At 41.1% G+C, this 22,036-nt stretch carries 19 protein-coding genes; 9 read left to right on the top strand and 10 right to left on the bottom strand.

Annotated features, from left to right (window positions below; translation table 11 throughout):
• The first annotated feature begins 348 nt into the window (after positions 1-348).
• Entirely contained in the window at positions 349-621 is a 273-nt protein-coding gene (locus H6G75_RS18915) for a GlsB/YeaQ/YmgE family stress response membrane protein (protein ID WP_190981550.1), read from the top strand.
• A gap of 167 nt (positions 622-788) precedes the next feature.
• On the opposite strand, the gene H6G75_RS18910 is transcribed toward H6G75_RS18915, so the two are convergent.
• Positions 789-2,228: a deoxyribodipyrimidine photo-lyase, 8-HDF type gene (locus H6G75_RS18910; protein ID WP_190981549.1), complete on the bottom strand. Its 1,440-nt coding sequence runs from the start codon at positions 2,226-2,228 to the stop codon at positions 789-791.
• Positions 2,229-2,433: 205 nt separating this feature from the next.
• A complete protein-coding gene (locus H6G75_RS18905) occupies positions 2,434-2,766 on the bottom strand; it encodes an antibiotic biosynthesis monooxygenase (protein ID WP_190981548.1) in 333 nt (110 codons plus the stop codon).
• A 771-nt stretch (positions 2,767-3,537) separates the two neighbouring features.
• Here H6G75_RS18905 and H6G75_RS18900 point away from each other — a divergent pair.
• Entirely contained in the window at positions 3,538-6,603 is a 3,066-nt protein-coding gene (locus H6G75_RS18900; protein WP_190981547.1) for a PAS domain S-box protein, read from the top strand.
• Between the two features lie 28 nt (positions 6,604-6,631).
• Positions 6,632-7,096 carry a CYTH domain-containing protein gene (locus tag H6G75_RS18895; RefSeq protein ID WP_190981546.1) on the top strand — a complete coding sequence of 155 codons (465 nt, stop codon included), beginning with the start codon at positions 6,632-6,634 and terminating at the stop codon, positions 7,094-7,096.
• A 28-nt stretch (positions 7,097-7,124) separates the two neighbouring features.
• Here H6G75_RS18895 and H6G75_RS18890 read toward each other — a convergent pair whose 3' ends face one another.
• The 4 genes from H6G75_RS18890 to H6G75_RS18875 all read right to left on the bottom strand — a co-directional run bounded on the left by H6G75_RS18890 (position 7,125) and on the right by H6G75_RS18875 (position 8,999).
• Positions 7,125-7,709 carry a Uma2 family endonuclease gene (locus H6G75_RS18890; RefSeq protein ID WP_190981607.1) on the bottom strand — a complete coding sequence of 195 codons (585 nt, stop codon included), beginning with the start codon at positions 7,707-7,709 and terminating at the stop codon, positions 7,125-7,127.
• Between the two features lie 12 nt (positions 7,710-7,721).
• Complete coding sequence (locus H6G75_RS18885; protein WP_190981545.1) at positions 7,722-8,303, bottom strand: Uma2 family endonuclease; 582 nt, start codon at positions 8,301-8,303, stop codon at positions 7,722-7,724.
• Between the two features lie 109 nt (positions 8,304-8,412).
• Positions 8,413-8,712 (bottom strand): type II toxin-antitoxin system RelE/ParE family toxin, encoded by a 300-nt coding sequence (locus H6G75_RS18880; RefSeq protein WP_190981544.1) that lies wholly within the window; start codon positions 8,710-8,712, stop codon positions 8,413-8,415.
• Positions 8,709-8,999 (bottom strand): type II toxin-antitoxin system ParD family antitoxin, encoded by a 291-nt coding sequence (locus tag H6G75_RS18875; RefSeq protein WP_242051569.1) that lies wholly within the window; start codon positions 8,997-8,999, stop codon positions 8,709-8,711. The genes H6G75_RS18880 and H6G75_RS18875 overlap by 4 nt, the downstream gene beginning before the upstream one ends.
• A 237-nt stretch (positions 9,000-9,236) precedes the next feature.
• On the opposite strand from H6G75_RS18875, the gene H6G75_RS18870 reads away from it, so the two are divergent.
• Positions 9,237-10,247: a saccharopine dehydrogenase-like oxidoreductase gene (locus H6G75_RS18870; protein ID WP_190981543.1), complete on the top strand. Its 1,011-nt coding sequence runs from the start codon at positions 9,237-9,239 to the stop codon at positions 10,245-10,247.
• A gap of 73 nt (positions 10,248-10,320) precedes the next feature.
• Here H6G75_RS18870 and H6G75_RS18865 read toward each other — a convergent pair whose 3' ends face one another.
• From H6G75_RS18865 to H6G75_RS18850, 4 genes are all read right to left on the bottom strand, one after another.
• Complete coding sequence (locus tag H6G75_RS18865) at positions 10,321-10,878, bottom strand: hypothetical protein (protein ID WP_190981542.1); 558 nt, start codon at positions 10,876-10,878, stop codon at positions 10,321-10,323.
• Between the two features lie 63 nt (positions 10,879-10,941).
• Positions 10,942-12,165 (bottom strand): type II secretion system F family protein, encoded by a 1,224-nt coding sequence (locus H6G75_RS18860; protein WP_190981541.1) that lies wholly within the window; start codon positions 12,163-12,165, stop codon positions 10,942-10,944.
• Positions 12,166-12,267: 102 nt separating this feature from the next.
• On the bottom strand, positions 12,268-13,386 hold the full coding sequence (locus tag H6G75_RS18855) for a type IV pilus twitching motility protein PilT (RefSeq protein WP_190591481.1): 1,119 nt from the start codon (positions 13,384-13,386) through the stop codon (positions 12,268-12,270).
• Positions 13,387-13,473: 87 nt separating this feature from the next.
• A complete protein-coding gene (locus H6G75_RS18850) occupies positions 13,474-15,486 on the bottom strand; it encodes a GspE/PulE family protein (protein ID WP_190981540.1) in 2,013 nt (670 codons plus the stop codon).
• Between the two features lie 409 nt (positions 15,487-15,895).
• Here H6G75_RS18850 and grpE point away from each other — a divergent pair, with 409 nt between their 5' ends.
• From grpE to rsgA, 5 genes are all read left to right on the top strand, one after another.
• On the top strand, positions 15,896-16,645 hold the full coding sequence (gene grpE / locus H6G75_RS18845; RefSeq protein ID WP_190591483.1) for a nucleotide exchange factor GrpE: 750 nt from the start codon (positions 15,896-15,898) through the stop codon (positions 16,643-16,645).
• A gap of 356 nt (positions 16,646-17,001) precedes the next feature.
• Positions 17,002-18,963, top strand: a complete 1,962-nt coding sequence (gene dnaK, locus H6G75_RS18840) for a molecular chaperone DnaK (protein ID WP_190981539.1) — start codon at positions 17,002-17,004, stop codon at positions 18,961-18,963.
• A 472-nt stretch (positions 18,964-19,435) separates the two neighbouring features.
• Positions 19,436-20,566, top strand: coding sequence for a molecular chaperone DnaJ (gene dnaJ / locus H6G75_RS18835; RefSeq protein ID WP_190981538.1), 1,131 nt, complete (start codon positions 19,436-19,438; stop codon positions 20,564-20,566).
• Complete coding sequence (locus H6G75_RS18830) at positions 20,566-20,823, top strand: sulfurtransferase TusA family protein (protein WP_190981537.1); 258 nt, start codon at positions 20,566-20,568, stop codon at positions 20,821-20,823. Before dnaJ ends, H6G75_RS18830 begins: the two co-directional genes overlap by 1 nt.
• Complete coding sequence (rsgA, locus tag H6G75_RS18825; RefSeq protein ID WP_190981605.1) at positions 20,823-21,893, top strand: small ribosomal subunit biogenesis GTPase RsgA; 1,071 nt, start codon at positions 20,823-20,825, stop codon at positions 21,891-21,893. The genes H6G75_RS18830 and rsgA overlap by 1 nt, the downstream gene beginning before the upstream one ends.
• Positions 21,894-22,036 lie beyond the last annotated feature (143 nt).

Below are 22,036 nucleotides of genomic sequence, written 5' to 3'. Positions count from 1 at the left end.
TTGAGGGTTGCACTCTACCAGAAGTTGAAATTAATCCTCTTTTTTCTGTTAAGAATGTTCACAAATGTCATTTCAGCCTAATTCTTCTAGTAGAGGATGGAGCTAATGAGAAATGCCTATACTGCAATTACCAAGCAATGAATTAATCAGCCCATAGTTTCACAGCAGCTATGGGCTGTTTCTTCAGTTTTTAGCTATCTTGATTTCGGCATATACCAAAAGAAATGCCACCAGTTCAACTACCACTTCAGGCTATGAATAATTAATGCTGATGATAGATTGGCTGTACATATTGAACTTGTTAATCTGTAATTGTCAGAAAAAACATTAACAAAAAACAACAAACACATGAACATTCTTGCTTGGATTATCTTAGGCTTAATTGCTGGTGCTATTGCTAAAGCCATCTACCCTGGTCATCAAGGCGGCGGCATTCTAGGAACTATTTTGTTAGGTATTATCGGTGCATTTATTGGGGGTAGCTTAGGAGTCTTCTTCAGTACGGGAAATTTTGCTTTAGCAGCTCCCACTCTTAGTATCCCTGGTATTTTAGTCGCTGTTTTGGGTGCAATTATCGCTGTATTCTTGTGGAATTTGTTAACTCGTCGCAGTACTGTTTAATTGATGTAATTGACATAACTTATATTAACTAACAGGGAGCTTTCGTTAATATTTTCCCTGCAATTATTTGAAAAAATAGCGTTAGTTTACTCGAAACTAACGCTATTATTATAGTTTTTAGTGTTAAATCAATAGCAAGAAGCAGTATTACGCAGATTGGTACCAATCTAGTTAATGATTTCTTTCTGCTGTTGATAACGTTGTTTAAATTTCTGTTGCTGTTGTTTATGATCAACTATGGGTTCAGGGTAGCCGACAGCGCGACGTTCTAGTGGTGTAATTTTACCAGTTACTAAATATTCACTCTCTATAGAACGCAATTCTGGCAACCATTGGCGAATATATTCACCATCGGGGTCAAATTTTTGTGCTTGACTAGCTGGGTTAAAAATCCGCACAGGTTTAGGATCCATACCACTGGAAGCACTCCACTGCCAACCGCCATTATTTGCTGATAAATCACCGTCAATTAGCTTTTGCATAAAGTATTTCTCACCTAATTGCGGATTAATTAGCAAGTCTTTGGTAAGGAAACTCGCAACAATCATTCTGCAACGGTTGTGCATCCAGCCGCTTTCATTTAATTGGCGCATGGCTGCATCTACTATGGGGTAGCCTGTTTTACCTTCACACCAAGCTTGAAAGTGTGCATCGTTGGTTTCCCAAGGAAAGTTTTTAAAAGCATCGCGGTAAGCACCTTCAGCTAATTCAGGGAAATGATACATAGCGTGCTGATAAAATTCTCGCCACGCCAGTTCTTGTTGCCAAGTGCGGATACTAGCTGTTGTTTCTTCACTGCGGCTATTTTCTTGTGCTTCAATTGTGGCTTGCCACGCAGTGCGAATACCAATTACTCCAAATTTCAAAGCGGCGCTGAGTTGAGATGTGCCGTCTGTAGCGGGAAAGTTGCGTTGTTCTTGGTATTCGGTAATAGCTTTATAAGTAAACTCTGCTAATTTATCTTGGGCATCTGTCTCTCCGGGTGGCAGAATTAAACCACCATCCCAGATAAATCCTAAATCTTTGGCTGTGGGTAATGGAATTGCACCTGCATTTTTAGCAATTTCTTGTTCGGCTGGTGTTAATCCTTCAGCAGTTTGTAAGGTTTCTACTGGTGCTGCTTTGGGTTTACTACTCCAGTTTTTCCAAAAGGGGGTGTAAACAGTGTAAGGCGAATTGTTACCTGTGCGAATTTCGTCCGGCGAGTGCAGGATTTGATCCCAATTTTCGTTGAGGAATTGAATGCCTTTTTCTTTGAGTGCATCAATTATAGTGCGATCGCGTATTTGCGAGTATGGTTCTACATCCCAGTTCCAAAACACAGCCTTGGCATTCAAAGCTGCCGCTAAAGTCGGAATAGCTTGTATAGGATTGGTATGGAGAATCAAAAGTTGGCTACCAATTTGGGCATATCGCTCTTGTAATGCCTGCAAGCAACCAATCATATATTCTACCCTTACAGGCGCAACATCATCGCGTTCAAGAATATTGGGATCAAGGCAAAACACACCCACCACTTTCGGGCTTTGCTTTCTAGCCACAGCTAGTCCAGTATTATCCGCAACACGCAAATCACGGCGGTGCCAAAACAGAATTAACTCAGACATTCCATACCTATTACAGTTCACTTGTACTATGCTAAATCCTAGCAGTAAGTAGACATCATGAACATCTGAGAGAGGTTAGGGGTTAGAGGCTAAGGGTTAGTATTTTTACTTAGTACTCAGCGAGAACTTGCGTGCGCGGGTTCCCGCGGCCTTGCAAACTTCGGTGACTAAGCACTTTCAACTCAGGATTCTACAACCTCAAATTTCATACTTCTTCCGTCTCTTCAGGGGTGATTTCACAAACTAGTTCATAAACTACTGTCTTTGGCGGTTCAGCAAATAAAGGCATCATCTGTTTCAAAATGTCTTGATAAATCTCACTGTGATTTGCTTCCATATCTTCTACACTTTCCCAAAAAATTATCGATATCCCTCTGTCTGTTCCTGGTTCTTGTAAAAGATAGGCTCCTTTGAAACCTGTTGTATAGGTTAATACGGCTTCTTCATAAAGTTTTTTGGCAGCTTCAAATTTGCCTGGCTTGAATTCACCCATGACAACATGAGTAAATTTATGTCTGAGAAAATCTTGAAAATCCATAAAATTTTACCTTGTTTTCAGTCTTTTTACAGTTTGAATGGTGATTTAGTTTACAGCTTATTGGTGTTTGATTTTTTTATCTGAAGAACTAAAATATCACCATCAAGCGTCATGAGGGCAAACATAAGTAAAATTTAAACTTTACTTGATTTAACTTAAATTACTCAATCAGAATCTCAAGTTACAAGCGGATAGCCAGAAAAATTGTGGGATTAATCTTCGGTACTCTGACGTTTGACTTGTCATTTTGGCAATTAAATTCTCAAAACTTATCAAAAAGGCTTATTTTTTTTATGAAGCAGTAAGTAAAAAAAATTAATATTTTCCATAGATTTATTACACAATATAACATGTAGCTTTTACAACTTAATTACCGACATTTTATTTAAAAAAAATTCTGAAGCTCTTGCTAATCATAAGTTTTGTTATTTAATCATAAGAATAAAAAGTTACATCCGTATGTTGTCAAAGCATTTTTAAACCCACAATTAATACGATTTATTTTTTGAATCAATGGATCATCTCATCGGCATTTGACCATAAAATGAGTTTGAATACCCCAAAATTAACTCAATAATCTAGCACTGAATATCTATTAACTCTCTAAGCTAGATTTAGACTGTATTTAAGAAAAAAATGCCATTTTTGCTGTTAAATTTGCCCAATACCCTATTAAATTTTAATCAATGATATTTAACATGGATTTGCTATAGATTGCATTGTCTAACTTGTTTTCAGGTTAAGAACATACATTTAATTAACAAATTAACTATGCGACTACAAGATCAGCTAATTAATTTGCCGACTTTAGATTATCTGATTAATTTTTCTCCTTTAATGATTAGTCCTGATAGTTATCTAGTCGATGCTATTATCTTGATGAGTCAGAAACAAACTCAGAATCAGTCTGTGACTGGCTTAAATAGATATTTACAGCCTGATATTTTGAACCAGCAAAAAAATAGCTGCATCTTGGTCGTAGAAGCGGGATATTTATTAGGGATAATTACAGCCAAAGATGTAGTAAATATTATTGCATCAGGAGTAGATATTACTCAGATAAAAGTATCTGAAGTGATGGTGACAGAATTGATTACTCTCAAAGAAAGCTATGCAACAGATATTTTCACAGCTTGGTCACTATTGCATCACTATCAAATTAGTTATTTGCCAATTGTGGATAGCCAAGGTCAATTAAAAGGAATTGTGAATGCTAATATTTTAATTCAAGCTTTTAACCGCGACACAATATTTGGTATTAAAACAGCTTTACAGCAACCACAAAATAATAATCGGCAAATTAATTGTATAAGTTGTTCCTTTCACCATCATCGCTCACAAGGAATGAAATCTAAATCGCCGACATTTATCCCTACTCATCAAGAACTTCAACAGACTCGTAAAAAACTTCAGATGGTAGAAGAGAAACTGCACCAAACTCAGGATGAATTAGAAAAACTTGTGGCAGAAAATCGGCAGTTGCAGCAAAAAATCTCGGAATACCAAAAAGCTGAAGCAGCTTGGCAAAATCAAGAGAAGTTTTATAGCGAACAAAAAGAAGCAGCATTGCGGGAAAGTGAAGCGAGATTTCACCATATTGCGGAAAACATCCAAGCTTTGATTTGGTGGAAAGACCCCCAAACAAGGCAATTTTTGTATATTAATCCAGCTTATGAAGAAATTTGGGGTCGTTCTCGCCAGAGTTTGCAAGAACAGCCATTATCTTGGATGGATGCAGTACATCCAGACGATCGCGATCGCGTTAATCAAATGATGACGCAACATTTGGCTGGAGAACCAACTGAAATTGAATATCGCATTCTACGTCCTGATGGCTTGATACGTTGGGTTTGGGATCGCACTTTTACAATACTTGATCAACAAGGAAATATTTGTTATTACGCTGGCATTGTTGAAGATATCACTGAACGCAAGCATACAGAAGAATCATTGCGTGAGAGTGAAACCAGACTCAGTTTAGCTTTAGAAGCCGCTCACATGGGTATTTGGGAGTGGAAGATTCCGACGGATGAAACTCTTTGGTCTGCTAATATGGGGTCATTTTATGGTTTACCCAGTGGGACATTGTGTCCGACGACAACAGAGTTTTTGGAGTTAGTGCATACAGAAGATCGACAAACTTTTACTGATGCTGTGACTGCTACTCTTCAACAAGGTGTAAAATTTATCGTGGAATATCGGGCTGTTTGGCCTGATGGCAGCATTCACTGGTTGAATTCTACAGGTCAATTGTACTACGACGACAGCAACCAGCCCAGCCGATTGACTGGAACAACCACAGATATCGACGAACGCAAACAAGCTGAACAGCAAATTAAAGAACAAGCCGCTTTATTGGATATTGTTACTAATGCCATAGTGGTGCGAGATTTGCAAAATCAGATTCTTTTTTGGAATCAAGGTGCGGAACGTTTGTATGGTTGGCAAGCCCAAGAAGCAGTCAACCAAAACGCCGACGAACTTTTATTTCAACAACCCTCAGCCAAAATTCCCATAGCCATAGAACAAGTAATTAATACGGGTACTTGGCAAGGCGAATTACATAAAGTTACCAAATCCGGCAAAGAAATTATTGTCGAAAGTCGCTGGACAATGATGCACGACAGTGCAGGAAAACCCAAATCTATTTTGATTGTTGATACAGATATTACCCAAAGGAAACAATTAGAAGAACAGTTTTTTCGCACCCAGAGATTAGAAAGCCTAGGGACTCTAGCTGGTGGGATTGCCCATGACTTGAACAACATTTTGACCCCGATTTTGGCAGCATCTCAACTATTACAATTGAAATTCCCCCAAGACAAAGAGCGTTATCATCAGTTAATGGCAATTATTGAAAATAACGCCAAACGTGGTGCAGATTTGGTGAAACAAGTATTATCTTTTGCACGGGGATTTAAAGGCGATCGCACTATTATTTCCATTAAGCACTTAATTTCGGAAATGCTGTTGATTGCCAAACAGACATTTCCCAAATCTATCGAATTTTCCATCACGATTCCTGAAGATTTATCAGCTGTGTCTGGAGATATTACCCAGCTACATCAAGTGCTGATGAATTTGGTTGTCAATGCCCGTGATGCCATGCCAGATGGCGGTAAAATCAAAATTTCTGCCGAAAACCGATTTATTGATCAAGCCTACGCCCAGATGAACTTGGATGTTCAAGCAGGAAATTATATCGAGTTAACGGTAGCCGATAACGGTATGGGAATGCCACCAGAAGTATTAAATAGAATATTCGAGCCGTTTTTTACCACTAAAGAAATTGGTATAGGCACAGGATTAGGTCTTTCGACAGTGCTAGGAATTATTAAAAGTCATGGTGGTTTTATTAATGTTTCTAGTAAAGTTGGCAAAGGAACTAAATTTCAATTGTTTTTACCAGCAGTGGAAGGCTGTCAAGGAACAAGAAGTGAAAATTTAGCAGTACCTTTAGGAAAAGGAGAATTAATTTTAGTAGTTGATGATGAAGCAAAAATTCTAGAAATTGCTACGATTGTCTTAGAAAACTACAATTATCAAATTTTGACTGCGAGTAATGGGATTGAAGCGATCGCACTTTATGCCCAACACAAGCACAAAATCAAAGCTGTGCTGATGGATATGATTATGCCCGAAATGGACGGAATGACTGCCATTCGCACCTTGCAAAAAATGAATCCGCAAGTCAAAATCATTGCTTGTAGTGGCTTTAATCCCCATGAAGGCTTGAGTGAAGTTACCAAAGCTAATGTTCAATTAGTTTTACCAAAACCGTTTACAGCCCAAGACTTATTGAAGAGTTTGCAGCATATCCTCAGAAATACAAATTAGATTTTTTACATATTACCAAATTAATCACATGGCTAAAGAAATAGAACGGAAATTTTTAGTGAAGGGAGATGCTTGGAGAAATCTAGGTAAAGGTAGTGTGTATCGACAAGGATATATTGCTACTAAAAACTCAGTTACAGTCAGAGTGCGAATTGCGAACAATCGAGGTTATTTAACAATTAAAAGTCCAAGTGTGAATTGTTCTCGGTCTGAATTTGAATATGAAATTCCCCTAGCAGACGCAGAGGAAATGTTAGATACATTGTGCGATCGCCCATTAATTGAAAAGGTGCGTTACAAAGTAGAATTAAATGGGTTAATTTGGGAAATTGATGAGTTTGATGGCGATAATAAAGGACTAATCTTAGCAGAAGTTGAATTAACTGATGAACAACAACAAATTGAAATACCAGAATGGATTGGCGAAGAAGTGTCTACTGATGGGCGGTATTTCAACAGTAATTTAGCAAAATTTCCCTTTTCCAAATGGTAAATTCTGAAAAAGTAAATCGCCCCATAGCTTATTCATTTTCCATTACTTCAGATTCAAATTTAACTTGTCGATACAAATCAGCGATCGCTATTTCTACATTTACCGATTCTAGTAGCAATGTGTCGCCCAAATTATAATCCGACAATACCCATTTTCCTTGTTCGTTGCGGCGAAATACTTCCACACCCGGTTGTGCTACTTGTACTAAAACATATTCTTGCAAGGTTGGAGATTGGCGATATGCAGCAAATTTTTTACCCCTATCAGCTGCTTCCGTTGAAGGTGAAAGCACTTCGATAATTAAACAGGGAAATTGGATCAATTGTGGATCATCATCCCGCTTGTCACAAGTCACCACCACATCAGGATACAAATACTTCTGTCCTGTTTCTACCTGCACCTTCACATCTACAATGTATACCTCACAGATGCGATCGCCTAAAGCATCATCTAAAAGCTTAAAGAAATTTCCCGACACCCGATTATGGTTGCGTGTCCCACCACTCATGGCGACAACTTCACCATCCCAATATTCGTAGCGTTGTTCTTGGGTGGGTTCCCAAATTAGATATTCGTCTGCGCTGATGAAAATGCGATCGGGTAAAGCAACCATCATTTATACATTTCACAAAGAATCAATATCAATATTTTCGTAAATATCGATGATTGGAAGATGTGCCGCAAAGGTATTCAAGGACAAAATGACTTGAGGATCATTATATTCTGAGAGTAGCCATTGATTAGCAGCAGTTTTTACATAATGTTCTACATGAATACTGTATTGATCAACAAGTAAATATTCACAGAAGCTTTCAATACTACGGTAAGCAGAAAACTTTTCGCCGTGATCGTAATCTTGTGTTGATTTAGAAAGAACTTCAGCAATAAAGCCAGGATTTATCACTGTATCGTTGCGGCCTGTTTGCAATTGTAGAGGTTTTTCTACAACCATCACATCAGGATAAGTATATATATTACGATTGGGAATCCAAAGCCGTTGATCAGTAGCAAAAATACGGTAAGGTTTTCCGCGCAAAGCAGATTTCAGCAAGGCTGCAAGATTAATTGCTAATTCATTATGATTGGGTGTACCTCCAGTCATAGGAATAATTGCTCCATTACGGTACTCGCTCCGCGTTTGGGATGCAATCTCCAGTTCAAGATACTCATCTGAAGTGTAAATTTTTGGTTCAAGTGCCTGTGTCATAGTTTAATTCTAGACTTTTTGCAGCGATCGCCTTCTTTATACCCACATCCGATGAACATCAGAATAAGCATCAAATTTTGTATCACGGCTAATGATGACTATTGTCATTTTATTCAGACCCATCAAAAACAGAAGGAAGGTTACGACGGCCACTCACTACCCGCAAAATTTCAATTCCATCATCCAATACTCTATAAAAAATGATGTAGCCTTCAAGTGTTAATCCTCGTAAGTCAGAGCGGATTTCTGCATAACTTTTACCACTGTTGGGAAATGTAACAAGTTGTTGGCACTTGCGGTTAAATTCTTGAAAAAATTTTTCACCTGCTTCCAGGCTGTTTTGTGCGAAGTATTCAGCAATTTCGTTCAGGTCATGACTAGCCAGAATATTGATAACGTAGCGATTCATTTTCCTGCCTGACGCTGTTGCTGAAATCGGTCTAAAATTTCATTTACAAAGGTCTCACCGTCAATGGGTTGTGTTTGCTCTGAAATTGCGATCGCAGCATCAATTTTTCCCCGAACATCCTCCATCCATTCAGCTTCAGCACGATCATATTCATCCAACAATCTCAGAGCAGTTTCTAACACTTCTTCTACAGAGTTATATTTCCCAGTTTGGAGCTTTTTTTGAATCAAGCGTTCTTGGTGCGGAGTCAGACTTATGCTCATGGAAAGTGGAGATTGATGCTTCATTTAAACTCTATTGTAAGTCCAAAAGCTTTGTTCGTCTTTCTCTCGCTTTGTTCGGTAATCTGCGTGAAAATTTGCTCAAGCCTAACCCACTGAGAAATAATTTCTGGTAAAAAAACTGATCTGGTTGGGGAAGAAACCAGGATAATAAAGCATAATTAACCTTTATAGCTGGGAGCAACCACCATCAGCCAAGATGGTTCAGACTCAAAGCTTTTGATTCAACTTCAGAAATTCACTATGAGTACAGAAAATCTCAATATTGCGCCAGCGTTACGGGTAGGAGTACTGGGTTTTGGTGGACTCGGACAAGCAGCCGCCAAAGTACTTGCTGGTAAACGAGAAATGACTTTAGTAGCAGTGGCAGATCAAAAAGGCTATGCTTACGCTGCGGAAGGGTTAAATTTTAAAGATTGCATTGCCATTTATCAATCGCAAGGTTCTGTAGGTTATTTAGAACCAGTTGGTACATTAACAAACAACAGTATTCAAGATTTAATTGATACAAATCAACCTGTAGATGGCTACTTTTTAGCTTTACCCAACCTACCCAATGATTTTATTCCTTCTGTAGCGCGGCAGTTTATTCAATCTGGTTGGCGCGGTGTGTTAGTAGATGCAATTAAGCGCACCAGTGCCGTAGAACAACTAATTGCTATGAAAGACGAACTACAAGCCGCAGGTATTACCTATATGACAGGATGTGGTGCAACACCAGGACTGTTAACTGCTGCTGCTGCTTTAGCCGCCCAAAGCTACGCTGAAATTCACAAAGTCGAGATTACCTTTGGTGTCGGTATTGCTAACTGGGAAGCTTACCGCGCCACCGTTCGAGAAGATATCGGTCATATGCCCGGTTATACTGTAGAAGCTGCAAGGGCAATGACTGATGCAGAGGTAGAAGCATTACTAGATAAAACCAATGGCGTGCTGACATTAGAAAATATGGAACACGCCGATGATGTGATGTTAGAGTTAGCAGGAATCGTAGATCGCGATCGCGTTACTGTTGGTGGTGTAGTTGATACCCGCAATCCGAAAAAGCCCCTTAGCACCAATGTTAAAGTTACAGGGCGCACCTTTGAAGGTAAAATTTCCACCCATACCTTTACATTAGGCGATGAAACCAGTATGGCAGCAAACGTTTGCGGCCCAGCTTTTGGTTATCTCAAAGCAGGAATGCAACTTCATCAACGCGGTATTTACGGCATATTCACAGCAGCCGAAATCATGCCTCAGTTTGTGAAATAAGCGGCTAGAAGCTAGAGGCTGGAAGCTAGAGAAGAGATTAAGAGGCTGTTTTTTCTCCTCTTACTCCTAGCCCCTATTCCCTAGCCTCTAGCCCCTCTTCCTCTCTTCGTTCTTCTTCCAATAGCAAATATGATGTTTGCATCACAAATGGCAACTCTGCACCGATAAGACCTCGTTGAATGCGTTCTGATGTTTCACTAAACACTACAAACAACGGATATATAGTATTTGCTCCTTCACTTAATATATGACTATGGCGAGGTGGCATTAACCATTCATAGTCTTGATCTAAGAAAATTTGGGTTTGTCGCCAACGTCCCAACAAATCAGAAAAGTCTTCATGGGGACGGTGAATAAAGATTAAGATTTCCGCTCCAGTTTTAATTTTCCATTCTGGATCGCACATTAAAATTGCCACATCACAGGGTAGACAAATAGCCTGGGGAACCTCGGAAACAGTTTTACGCAGACGAACAATAGGTAAAGGAATAGTAATTACGCTTTCATCTGGGCGACGCAAACTAGGAATCATTTCTAGGTATGGTCGGTATTGTTTGAGGAGAGCGATCGCTGCTTGATGATTGCTATATTCTGCCAAGCTGGCTTCATAATGAGATTTCTGCACAGGCATAATTTTATAAAGTATGAAGTATAAAGTGTGAAGGATGAAGTTTCATACTTCATCCTTTCGCTTTTATCCCAGCTTTTCAAACACCTTGAATAGAGGCAAATACATCGACATCAAAATAGTACCAACCATACTTCCTAAAACCAAAATCATAATTGGTTCAAGAACACTAGTAAGAGCTTTTACTGCTTGCTCAACTTCATCTTCATAGAAATCAGCGACTTTCATTAACATCCCATCTAATTCTCCCGTTTCTTCACCAATACTAATCATTTGGATTGCCATTGCTGGAAAGACATTCGCCTTTTGCAGAGCAAGACTGATCATCCCACCTTGTTGAACTTCTGCACGAGCGCCATCTATAGCATTGGCAATAACTTGATTTCCTGATGTATCTCGGACAATTTCTAAGGAAGTCAAAATGGGTACGCCGGAACGAGTCAAAGAACCAAAAGTTCGGCTAAATCTCGCTACAGAAGATTTCTGAATCAAATCACCAAATAAAGGCATTTTGAGAGATAAACGGTCGATAGTTTCTCTACCAACACGAGTTTTATAGTACTGACCATAAGCAAATTTTGCGGCAGAAACAGCACCAATAATAATGAAAACTTTCCAACTTCTTAAAATTTCACTACAGGTCATCAAAAATTGCGTTAAAGCAGGCAATTCTGTACCTAGCTCGACAAATATTTTCGCAAAAATAGGTAACAGAAACACTGTCATACCCACAAAAATGACGATAGCAATACAACCCACAACCACAGGATAAGCTAATGCGGATTTAATCTGGTTTTGTAATCTTGCTACATCTTCTAGTAATTTCGCTAAACGATTGAGTACTTCATCTAATACACCCCCTACTTCCCCAGCTTGAATCATACTGACATACAAACCATCAAAACAGTCAGGATGTTTCCGCATAGAATCGGAAAGATTGACACCACTCTGCACATCATTACTAATATCAATGAGTGCTTGTTTCATCTTTGGATTGGTACACTGCTCTGCCAGTACCCCCAAACCTCTCACAATGGCAACACCCGCATTGACTAAGGTCGCAAGTTGTCGAGAAAAAACCGCTTTTTCTTTAACTTCAACCTTAACAAATGAATTCTTAATTTTTTGGATATCAAAACTGAATGCCAAGCCTTGAGATTGTTTGAGTTCTTGAACTACAAAACCTTTATCTCTAAGATTAGTACGGGCTTCGGCTAGAGATTCAGCAACGATTTTTTCAGTTCGAGATTTTCCTTGAGGATCTCGAATTTTGGCGATGAAGGTTGGCATAGATAGATGAATTAAAAATTTTAAATTTGGTCAATCAGTAATAATTAATAGTCAATTAATTATTTGCTATTAATTATTACTTGTCTGATTCAGCATGAAATTTTAGTGAGCTTTAGCAGCACCAGGTTTTGCTCCGGCTGGGGGTGTTGATGCCCCAATCAAACGTTGAATTTCATCTGGCTTGGAAGTCTTAGACATTGCTGCTTCAAAAGAAATTGTTCCGGCTTTGTAGTAATCGGCTAAAACTTTCTCTAAAGTTTGCATTCCTAATTTGCCACCTGTCTGAATCGCCGAGTAAATTTGCGAAGTTTTACCTTCTCGAATCAAGTTAGAAATAGCTGGAGTCACAATCAAAATTTCTTGAGCCATGACTCGACCATACTCCCCTGGTTTGGGGTTTTTCTTTGGTACTAAGGTTTGGCTGAATACGGCGACAAGGGAGTTAGATAACTGTACCCGTACCTGAGTTTGTCTTTCATGGGGGAAAACGTCGATAATCCGGTCAACTGTTTGGGCGGCGGAACTAGTGTGTAGTGTGCCGAATACCAAGTGACCTGTTTCTGCGGCGGAGATTGCCAAAGAAATTGTTTCTAAATCCCGCATTTCTCCCACCAGCATAATGTCTGGATCTTCCCGGAGAGCGGCTTTTAAGGCGTTAGCAAAGCTCTTTGTATCTTCGCCTAATTGTCGTTGGTGAACTAAGCTTTTAATTGGTTCGTAAACGAATTCAATTGGGTCTTCTACCGTTAAAATATGTTCTGCTTTAGTACGGTTAATCAAGTCAATGATGGCGGCGAGAGTTGTGGTTTTGCCAGAACCTGTAGGGCCTGTCACCAAAATTAAGCCTCTGGGCTTATCTGCCATTTCTCGGACAACATCTGGTAGACCTAGTTTTTCAAAGTTAGGAATTTTGGAACTTAAGGCTCGTAAACAAGCTGCATAAGAGCCTCGTTCTTTGTAAACATTCACCCGAAAACGTGCCAAACCCTTTACGCCATAAGAACAATCTAATTCCCAGGTTTGTTCTAGAGTTTTACGCTGGGTATTGTTGAGCATACTAAAGATTAATCTTTGGCATTGATCATTAGTCAAGACTTGATCGCCAATGGGTGTGAGTTTGCCACTAATCCGGAAGTAGGGAGGTAAGCCCGCAGATAAGTGCATATCCGAACCACCCATTTCAATCATTTGTTCCATCAAGTCTTCAATCATCATTTCCATAGTTCTGCTTCCTTTGTGTCAGTTGTTATTTGTCAGTTGTCATTTGTCATTGGTGTTTACTAATGACTATTGGTAATTGACCAATCATTAATCTTGAAATCTGGGTGTCATACAGTAGGGACAATCCAGCCATTCCGGTTGTAGTTCAGCACTACACTTTCGACAGGTCAGGCCAGTCTTACGTTTGGCTTTGAGTTCTGCTTCTAAGCCTGTATCGGTAAACGTCACTCGATCAACTTCTTCTAAGGTGGTGGCTCCTTGACGTACTAAATCTAAGCTGTAGGCCAATAGGGTTTTCATTCCTTCTTCTACAGCCACTTCTTTGATGCGTTCTGTGGGTGCTTCTTGGTTAATCAAGGTTTGGAGGTTTTCTGAGACACGCATCACTTCATACACACCACACCGTCCTTTGTAACCAACACCATTACAGCTTGGGCAAGCATGATTTGTGGCTTTGGCATCGGCTAGGGCTTCAGCTGTCAAAGTATTTGCTTTATAGAAGGTAAGTTCGACATCTTGGGAAGCCGATAGACCATAGCGAGCTAGTTCTTCTGGTGTGGGAGTGTAGGGAATGCGACAGTCAGAACAGACTCGCCGCACCAAGCGTTGTGCTAACACACCAATTAGGGAACTAGAAACCATAAATGGTTCAATGCCCATTTCACCTAAACGAGCGATCGCACCTGGAGCATCGTTGGTGTGTAGAGTAGTTAATACTAAGTGACCTGTTAACGCCGCCTCAATTGCTGTTTTGGCAGTTTCTTTATCGCGCGTTTCCCCCACTAGCAACACATCCGGGTCTTGGCGCAAAAAAGCCCGCAGTGCTGTGGCAAAATCCAATCCTTTTTCTCGAATTACCTGTACTTGGGTAATCCCCGGCAAACTATACTCAATGGGGTCTTCAACTGTACTGATGTTAATTCCCGGTGAGTTCTTTTCTGCCAATGCTGAGTACAAGGAAGTGGTTTTACCAGAACCCGTTGGCCCAGTCACCAAAATCAGACCAAAGGGACGACTCACCATTTCCTGAACAATACTCAAGGTTTCAGGATCAGTGATTAACTTATTCAATCCCAATTGGGTAGAAGAGTTATCCAAAATCCGCAGTACAACCTTTTCCCCATAACGACTGGGCAAGGTATTCACTCGGAAGTCTACCTTTCTACCTTCAAACATCCGGCGAATACGTCCGTCTTGAGGGACACGCCGTTCAGCAATGTCTAAACTGGCAATAATCTTAAATCTGGCTGTGACTGCGGGAATAATTTTTTTCGGCAAGGGATCGAAGGCTTCACGTAATACACCATCTTTGCGAAACCGAACACGGAGATTTTCTTCTTGCGGCTCGACGTGAATATCCGAAACCCTCTCGTGCAGTGCTTTAGCTAGAATCCGGTTCACCAAGTTGATGACAGGAGCATCTTCCGCACCCTTCATTGCTGATCCCAAATCAGCTTCCATCTCGTCGGGAGCGTCATCTAAGCCTAAATTGCCGAGATTTTCTAAATCTTGATTGATATCTGTAAACTTTTCTTGTTCCAGATGTTTTTGCTTCACAGCTAAATCATCCAAATATTGGTTGATTAGCTGCTGATAATCTTCTTGAGTAATCACCATCCGCTGCAATGCCAAACCTTGCGGGCGCAAAATGCGATTGAGATCATCGGAAGCTTCTAAGTTATCTGGATCGACCATTGCCACTAAAACACTTGGTGGGTTTTGGTCTTCGTTTTTTGATAAGGGTACTAAACGATGGCGACGGCAAACATCGACCGGGATCAAGGTTTCAATCAAGCTCCCGACATTGGTATTGCCAATTGTATTGATTTCCGGATCAAGAGAATCAACGCCGTATAGTATTTTAAGTTCAAATAGCTGTTGTTTTTTATACTGTCTAAGAAATTCCGGCGATAGTTGTCGCCCAGTGATCGACTCCAGCACTTCCGTCAGGGGTCTGCCAGATTTGCGGCTTTCAATCAGTGCCTGTCTCATCTGTTCGCTATTAACATAGCCAGATTGCACTAGCTTACTGCCGAATGGCGAAAACTCTGTTCTGGTCGTGAGAGCGGTACTGCGCCGTTGTGGTGACGATTGAGTCATAGGTGAGCAATTAGTAGGGGAAAACCTCTGCTTAGAGTATTCCCAAGCTACGGCTCAGAATTTTCATTTAAACTTAATAAAATTTCTAGGAAGTCTAAAATTGACACTTCACCTGGATTTCTCTCTTGTGAGAAATTCAGGGGTGTGGGAGGTATGGGAGGATGGTAAAGAAATCTTTCCCCCACACTCCCCACACTCCCCTCTCTCCCCACACCCGCTACCCATACGTGAGAAATTCGGGTTCATACTTTATCCTTGGTCGTTCGGGTTCCCGTCCTGAGAGAGTATGCGCTAATATATTCACCATTTGTCACAATAGGATGACGGTGATATCACTTCCAGAACCATGTTGACAATCAAATCTCCTTCCAAGGTGATTTATTGTCCACCAGAGGATCTGGAATAGACCATGATGGACGAAAATAAACAGGTAAACAATACAAGCCAGCAATTGGGTGAACCAACAGAGGTAAAGCAAGACATGATGAGCGACTCCCCAGCCCAAATCAACTCCAACGAATCTGGCAGCGAAGTTACTGAGCAAGTGGCAGCCACAAGCAATGTATCAGGAGATACGGCTGCGCTCAATCAAGAAGATGGCTTCGCTGCTACTGAGAAAACACCAGCAGACACGGCAGCTTTGACAGAATTGACTCAACAAATAGAGTCTCTCAAGGCGCAGGTAGAAGAACGTAGTGGTCAGTACATGAGGATTGCGGCAGATTTTGAAAATTACCGCAAACGTACTAGCAAAGAAAAAGAAGACCTAGACGTACAAGCGAAGCGGAATACAATTTTAGAATTACTGCCAGTGGTCGATAATTTTGAACGGGCGCGAGCGCACCTCAAGCCACAAACTGACGGTGAGATGACAATTCACAAAAGTTATCAAGGAGTTTATAAACAATTAGTGGATTGTCTGAAACGGTTGGGAGTATCACCGATGCGTCCAGAAGGTGAACAGTTTGATCCTAACCTCCATGAAGCAGTAATGCGCGAACCTACGGATGAACATCCAGATGGAACAGTGTTAGAAGAGTTAGTACGCGGATATTATATAGGCGATCGCGTGCTACGTCATGCAATGGTCAAGGTAGCTGCTCCGAAGGAGGATACACCGTCTGCACCTGAAGATCAGTCGAGTCCAGCCAACAGTTAAACTGCATTTGTCTGCCTCGCTGACCGTCCCTTTGTCCGAAGTCAAAAAGCCAAAGTCAAAACAATTATGAATCAAGTTTTTGTTTTTAACTTTTGACTTTTTACTTTTAAGAAGTGTGTGCTGAGGTCATACACGGGCGAGCAGTGTATATTTCAACAAGGAAAGGGCTGTTGACGGTTTGCAGCAGTTTAGCAGCCCGCCCTCTAGCAGTAATTTGCATAGAGAAACTGGTTTTGTGGCAAATGGCCGATACTTTAGTTAGTGCGTTTGACAGACTTAGCCTTTAGCTTTAGCCCGTACAAAAATATCCCGCGCAACAAAACACGGTAAAAGCATTCAGTACAAATACTGTAAGTATGGGAAAAGTTATAGGGATCGACTTAGGCACGACTAATAGTTGCGTCGCAGTTTTAGAAGGTGGTCAGCCGATTGTAATTGCCAATTCGGAAGGCGGAAGAACCACTCCTAGTATTGTGGGATTTGGCAAGGGTGGCGATCGCTTGGTCGGTCAGCTGGCAAAACGCCAAGCCGTAACTAATGCCGAAAATACAGTCTACAGTATCAAACGATTCATCGGTCGTCGTTGGGAAGATACGGAACATGAACGCGATCGCGTTCCTTACAATTGTGTTAAAGGCCGAGATGAAACTGTTGATGTTCAAATTCGTGGCAAAAATTACACCCCTCAAGAAATTTCCGCGATGATTCTGCAAAAATTGAAGCAGGACGCGGAAAATTTTTTAGGAGAATCTGTCACCCAAGCCGTAATTACCGTACCAGCATATTTTACCGATGCCCAAAGACAAGCAACTAAAGATGCTGGGACAATTGCTGGTTTAGAAGTATTACGCATTATCAATGAACCGACGGCGGCGGCTTTAGCTTTTGGCTTGGATAAGCAAGACCAAGAGCAGCTAATTCTCGTGTTTGACTTGGGCGGCGGTACGTTTGACGTATCAATTTTGCAACTGGGAGATGGAGTTTTTGAAGTTAAAGCCACTAGCGGCAATAATCAACTAGGTGGTGATGACTTTGATAACTGTATTGTGCGCTGGATGATTGAACGCTTCCAGGAACAAGAAAAAATTAACCTAGCCCAAGACAAAATGGCTTTGCAGCGTCTACGGGAAGCCGCAGAAAAAGCCAAAATCGAACTCTCTAGTATGGGTAATACTTCGATTAACTTGCCATTTATTACCGCCGACGCATCCGGGCCAAAGCATCTAGAGACGGAACTCAGCCGTTCTAAATTTGAAGAACTCGCAGCGCATTTGATTGAGGCGACGATTGAACCAATGATTCAATCCCTGAAAGATGCTGACCTCAAACCCCAAGACATAGACAAAATTATTTTAGTTGGTGGTTCAACTAGGATTCCGGCTGTTCAAAATGCTTTAATTAAATTTTTTAACGGCAAAACACCCGATCGCTCGATTAACCCAGATGAAGCTGTCGCATTGGGAGCCGCCATTCAAGCGGGTGTTCTCGGTGGTGAAGTTGATAATCTTTTACTATTGGATGTCACTCCCCTGTCTTTGGGGATTGAAACCCTGGGCGAAGTCTTCACCAAAATTATCGAACGTAACACCACAATTCCCACCAGCAAATCCCAAGTTTTTTCCACAGCAATTGATGGTCAAACTTCTGTAGAAATTCACGTTCTCCAAGGGGAACGGGCAATGGCACGGGATAATAAAAGTCTAGGTAAGTTTTTGTTGGCGGGGATTCCTCCGGCTCCCCGTGGTGTTCCGCAAATTGAAGTATCTTTTGAAATTGATGTTAATGGTATCCTCAAAGTTTCGGCTCAAGATAAAGGTACCGGTCGAGAGCAAAGTATTCGGATTACTAACACTGGTGGTTTGAGTGCTAACGAAGTCGAACGGATGCGCCAAGAAGCGGAAGTATTTGCTGAGGAAGACAAAAAACGCAAGGAATTTGTCGAACTGAAAAACCAAGCTGATAATTTGTTAGTCAGTTACGAATCTACCTTGAAGGATAATGGCAACTTGATTGGCGAGCAGATGAAAACTTTAGCCCATGAAAAGTTTGTCCAACTGCAAGCTGTGATGAGTAATCCCAGTATTTCCATACAAGAATTTCAAAATTGTTTAGATGACTTCCAGCAAACTCTATTTGCGATCGGTGCTGATGTTTATAACCGCGCGAACAATCCCAATACAGAAGAAGGTGAAGCAGGTTCCGAGCCATTATTAGCATCTGGACTAGAAAATTCTGCCAGTGGAACTGTCATCCCTCAATTTAATTTCGATTTTGATGAGGAAATGACTGCACAAGCTGATTATGAGGCGATAGACTAAAGGATAAAGTTTAAAGTATGAAGTATAAAGTTTAAACCTTACATACTTTGTTCTTTAATCTGGAAATTCTGTCTTACTACAGATGCAATGTACTACAAAGGGGGGGTTTTCCACACCTAATGGTGCGGTTAGCCCCTCTAGTTCATCAGCAGGGTTTTTTCCTGTCACGTAGCACAATTGTAAAAGAGACAGCCAAAGCTTCTAGCATCTGCTAACTTTGCTGTTAACTTTCGTTAGTCCTTGTCGTCTCCCACGTAACAGCAAATTTGACTCAACATTTGCTGGTGATTTTTATAAAAGGTAAAAGGTACAATCAATTATTAATAAAAGTTAATCTATGCCTTCTGCCTTACAAAAGTGCTGAGTTTTGAGTGCTGAGTGCTGAGTTAAGATTCACTAGGAATTCTTATAAGCCTTCTGCCTCCTGCCTTCTTCCTCCTGCCTTCTTCCTTCTATCTTTTACCTTTGCTATATGGCCCGCGACTATTACGAAATTCTGGGTGTCTCTCGTGACGCCGACAAAGAAGAAATCAAACAAGCTTACCGCCGTTTAGCCCGTAAGTATCACCCAGATGTGAACAAAGAACCGGGCGCAGAGGATCGGTTTAAAGAAATCAACCGCGCTTATGAGGTACTCTCAGAACCAGAAACCAGGGCGCGTTATGATCGCTTTGGCCCAGAAGGTGTTTCCGGTGCTGGTGTGGGCTTTCAAGACATGGGTGATATGGGTGGTTTTGCCGATATCTTTGAAAGCATTTTCAGTGGCTTTGCTGGCGGCGGTATGGGTGGACAGACAGCGCAAAGACGGCGCAGTGGCCCAGTGCGGGGTGATGATTTACGACTAGACCTAAAATTGGATTTCCGCGAAGCAGTATTTGGTGGCGAAAAGGAAATTCGCATTTCTCACCTCGAAACTTGTGAAGCTTGTAATGGTTCAGGGGCAAAACCAGGAACCCGCCCCCGTACTTGTTCCACTTGTAGCGGTTCTGGTCAAGTACGTCGTGTCACCAGGACACCTTTTGGTAGTTTCACACAAGTTTCCACTTGTCCAACTTGTAATGGTACTGGTTCGGTAATTGAAGATAAGTGTGACTCTTGTGACGGTCGGGGTACAAATCAAGTTACCAAAAAACTCAAAATTACAATTCCGGCTGGGGTAGATAACGGTACACGTTTACGCATAGGACAAGAAGGTGATGCAGGTCAACGTGGTGGCCCTCCCGGAGATTTATACGTTTACCTGTTTGTTAACGAAGATGAAGAATTTCAACGCGATGGCATTAATGTGCTTTCGGAAATTAAGGTGAGCTATTTACAAGCCATTTTAGGCTGTCGTTTGGAAGTGAATACAGTTGACGGGCCAGTAGAATTAATCATTCCCCCAGGAACACAGCCGAATACAGTGATGAAGCTGGAAAATCGTGGCGTACCTCGCTTGGGTAATCCTGTGAGTCGGGGTGATCATCTATTAACAGTGTTAATTGATATCCCGACGAAAATCATCCCAGAGGAGAGAGAATTGCTAGAGAAGCTGGCTAAAATTAAAGGCGATCGCACTGGTAAAGGTGGTTTAGAAGGATTCTTGGGGAATTTGTTTAAATAATGAGTCTATCTTCTGTGTCTACTCCCGATGCTCAACTTGATTTGCGCGGTACTCCTTGTCCGATTAATTTTGTGCGGACAAAACTCCGCCTGGAAAAAATGTCGCCAGGAGATTTGCTAGAAGTATGGCTCGACCCCGGAGAACCAATCGAGCAAGTTCCTGATAGCTTAACAATGGCAGGCTATCAGGTAGAGCAAATTACAGACTGTAGCGAGTATTTTTCTTTGTTAGTCCGTCGTCCGGCCGCTAATCAATGATGGCTGTTGCTACTGATGGACAGTTAATCGGTACAGTTTTGGCTGTACAAGCCAATTTTTACAAGGTACAGCTAGATCAAGACGATAGGGAGATAGATCCTACACATCTCCCTATACTTTTGTGTACCCGTAGAACCAGGTTAAAGAAAATTGGACAGCAGGTGATGGTGGGCGATCGCGTGGTGGTGGAAGAACCAGATTGGGCTGGTGAACGCGGTGCGATCGCAGAAGTTTTACCCCGCACTGGACAATTAGACCGACCGGCGATCGCCAATGTCAACCAAATTATGTTGGTCTTTGCTGTGGCTGATCCACCCTTAGAAGCTTACCAATTAAGTCGATTTTTAGTAAAAGCTGAGTCTACTGGTTGGGATGTGGTTTTGTGTTTGAATAAAAGCGATTTAATCTCAGCACAAGAACAGCAACAAATTAGCGATCGCCTGTTGGGTTGGGGTTATCAACCATTATTTATTAGTGTGCAGAATCAGATTAATCTTGGCCAAGTAGTAGCCCATCTAGCTCATAAAACTACTGTAATTGCTGGCCCTTCTGGTGTGGGGAAATCCAGCTTAATTAATGCCTTAATTCCTGATATTAACCTGCGAGTTGGGGAAGTTTCTGGTAAACTTGCCCGTGGTCGCCATACAACGCGCCATGTAGAATTATTTGAATTACCTGATGGTGGTTTGTTAGCCGATACTCCTGGCTTTAATCAACCTGATTTAGATGCTCAACCAGAAGAATTAGTTCACTATTTTCCTGAAGTCAGAAAACTACTAGAAGTACATCACTGTCGATTTAGTGATTGTTTGCATCGAGACGAACCTGATTGCGCCGTGCGCGGAGATTGGGAACGCTATGAACATTATCTAGAGTTTTTAGAGGAAGCGATCGCTAGACAAACCCAATTAAACCAACAAGCCGATCCTGAATCTACCTTGAAGTTAAAAACCAAAGGTAAAGGACAGAGTAAATACGAACCCAAACTAGAAAGTAAAAAATATCGTCGAGTTTCTCGTAAAACTCAACTCCAAGCATTACAAGACTTATATCAAGATAGCGAAGAATGAACTTATTGATTTTAAGTAGGGCTTGATGAAAAATGGCGAAAGATAGAAGCATCAAGAGTTTCAGGTGGAGAAAACAGAAATAAAGTGGAAGAAAAAGGGGTAAAATGAGTAAAAAAACTTGCAGTAATATGCGTTAAGATGTA

The sequence above is a fragment of the Nostoc sp. FACHB-280 genome (assembly GCF_014697615.1).
In the GTDB taxonomy this organism is placed as follows: Bacteria; Cyanobacteriota; Cyanobacteriia; order Cyanobacteriales; family Nostocaceae; genus Nostoc_B.
Note: the sequence above shows the minus strand (reverse complement) of the source record. Positions and strands in the feature narration are given on the sequence as shown.

Bases quoted from the DNA above. Each gene is read 5' to 3' on its own strand.
- H6G75_RS18890 (WP_190981607.1), bottom strand. From the start codon at position 7,709: ATGGTTGCTTTACCCGATCGCATTTTCATCAGCGCAGACGAATATCTA.
- H6G75_RS18855 (WP_190591481.1), bottom strand. From the start codon at position 13,386: ATGGAAATGATGATTGAAGACTTGATGGAACAAATGATTGAAATGGGT.
- H6G75_RS18880 (WP_190981544.1), bottom strand. From the start codon at position 8,712: ATGAATCGCTACGTTATCAATATTCTGGCTAGTCATGACCTGAACGAA.
- H6G75_RS18885 (WP_190981545.1), bottom strand. From the start codon at position 8,303: ATGACACAGGCACTTGAACCAAAAATTTACACTTCAGATGAGTATCTT.
- H6G75_RS18875 (WP_242051569.1), bottom strand. From the start codon at position 8,999: ATGAAGCATCAATCTCCACTTTCCATGAGCATAAGTCTGACTCCGCAC.
- rsgA (WP_190981605.1), top strand. From the start codon at position 20,823: ATGGCTGTTGCTACTGATGGACAGTTAATCGGTACAGTTTTGGCTGTA.
- H6G75_RS18895 (WP_190981546.1), top strand. From the start codon at position 6,632: ATGGCTAAAGAAATAGAACGGAAATTTTTAGTGAAGGGAGATGCTTGG.
- H6G75_RS18860 (WP_190981541.1), bottom strand. From the start codon at position 12,165: ATGCCAACCTTCATCGCCAAAATTCGAGATCCTCAAGGAAAATCTCGA.
- H6G75_RS18830 (WP_190981537.1), top strand. From the start codon at position 20,566: ATGAGTCTATCTTCTGTGTCTACTCCCGATGCTCAACTTGATTTGCGC.
- dnaK (WP_190981539.1), top strand. From the start codon at position 17,002: ATGGGAAAAGTTATAGGGATCGACTTAGGCACGACTAATAGTTGCGTC.
- H6G75_RS18850 (WP_190981540.1), bottom strand. From the start codon at position 15,486: ATGACTCAATCGTCACCACAACGGCGCAGTACCGCTCTCACGACCAGA.
- H6G75_RS18915 (WP_190981550.1), top strand. From the start codon at position 349: ATGAACATTCTTGCTTGGATTATCTTAGGCTTAATTGCTGGTGCTATT.
- grpE (WP_190591483.1), top strand. From the start codon at position 15,896: ATGATGGACGAAAATAAACAGGTAAACAATACAAGCCAGCAATTGGGT.
- H6G75_RS18910 (WP_190981549.1), bottom strand. From the start codon at position 2,228: ATGTCTGAGTTAATTCTGTTTTGGCACCGCCGTGATTTGCGTGTTGCG.
- H6G75_RS18900 (WP_190981547.1), top strand. From the start codon at position 3,538: ATGCGACTACAAGATCAGCTAATTAATTTGCCGACTTTAGATTATCTG.
- dnaJ (WP_190981538.1), top strand. From the start codon at position 19,436: ATGGCCCGCGACTATTACGAAATTCTGGGTGTCTCTCGTGACGCCGAC.
- H6G75_RS18865 (WP_190981542.1), bottom strand. From the start codon at position 10,878: ATGCCTGTGCAGAAATCTCATTATGAAGCCAGCTTGGCAGAATATAGC.
- H6G75_RS18870 (WP_190981543.1), top strand. From the start codon at position 9,237: ATGAGTACAGAAAATCTCAATATTGCGCCAGCGTTACGGGTAGGAGTA.
- H6G75_RS18905 (WP_190981548.1), bottom strand. From the start codon at position 2,766: ATGGATTTTCAAGATTTTCTCAGACATAAATTTACTCATGTTGTCATG.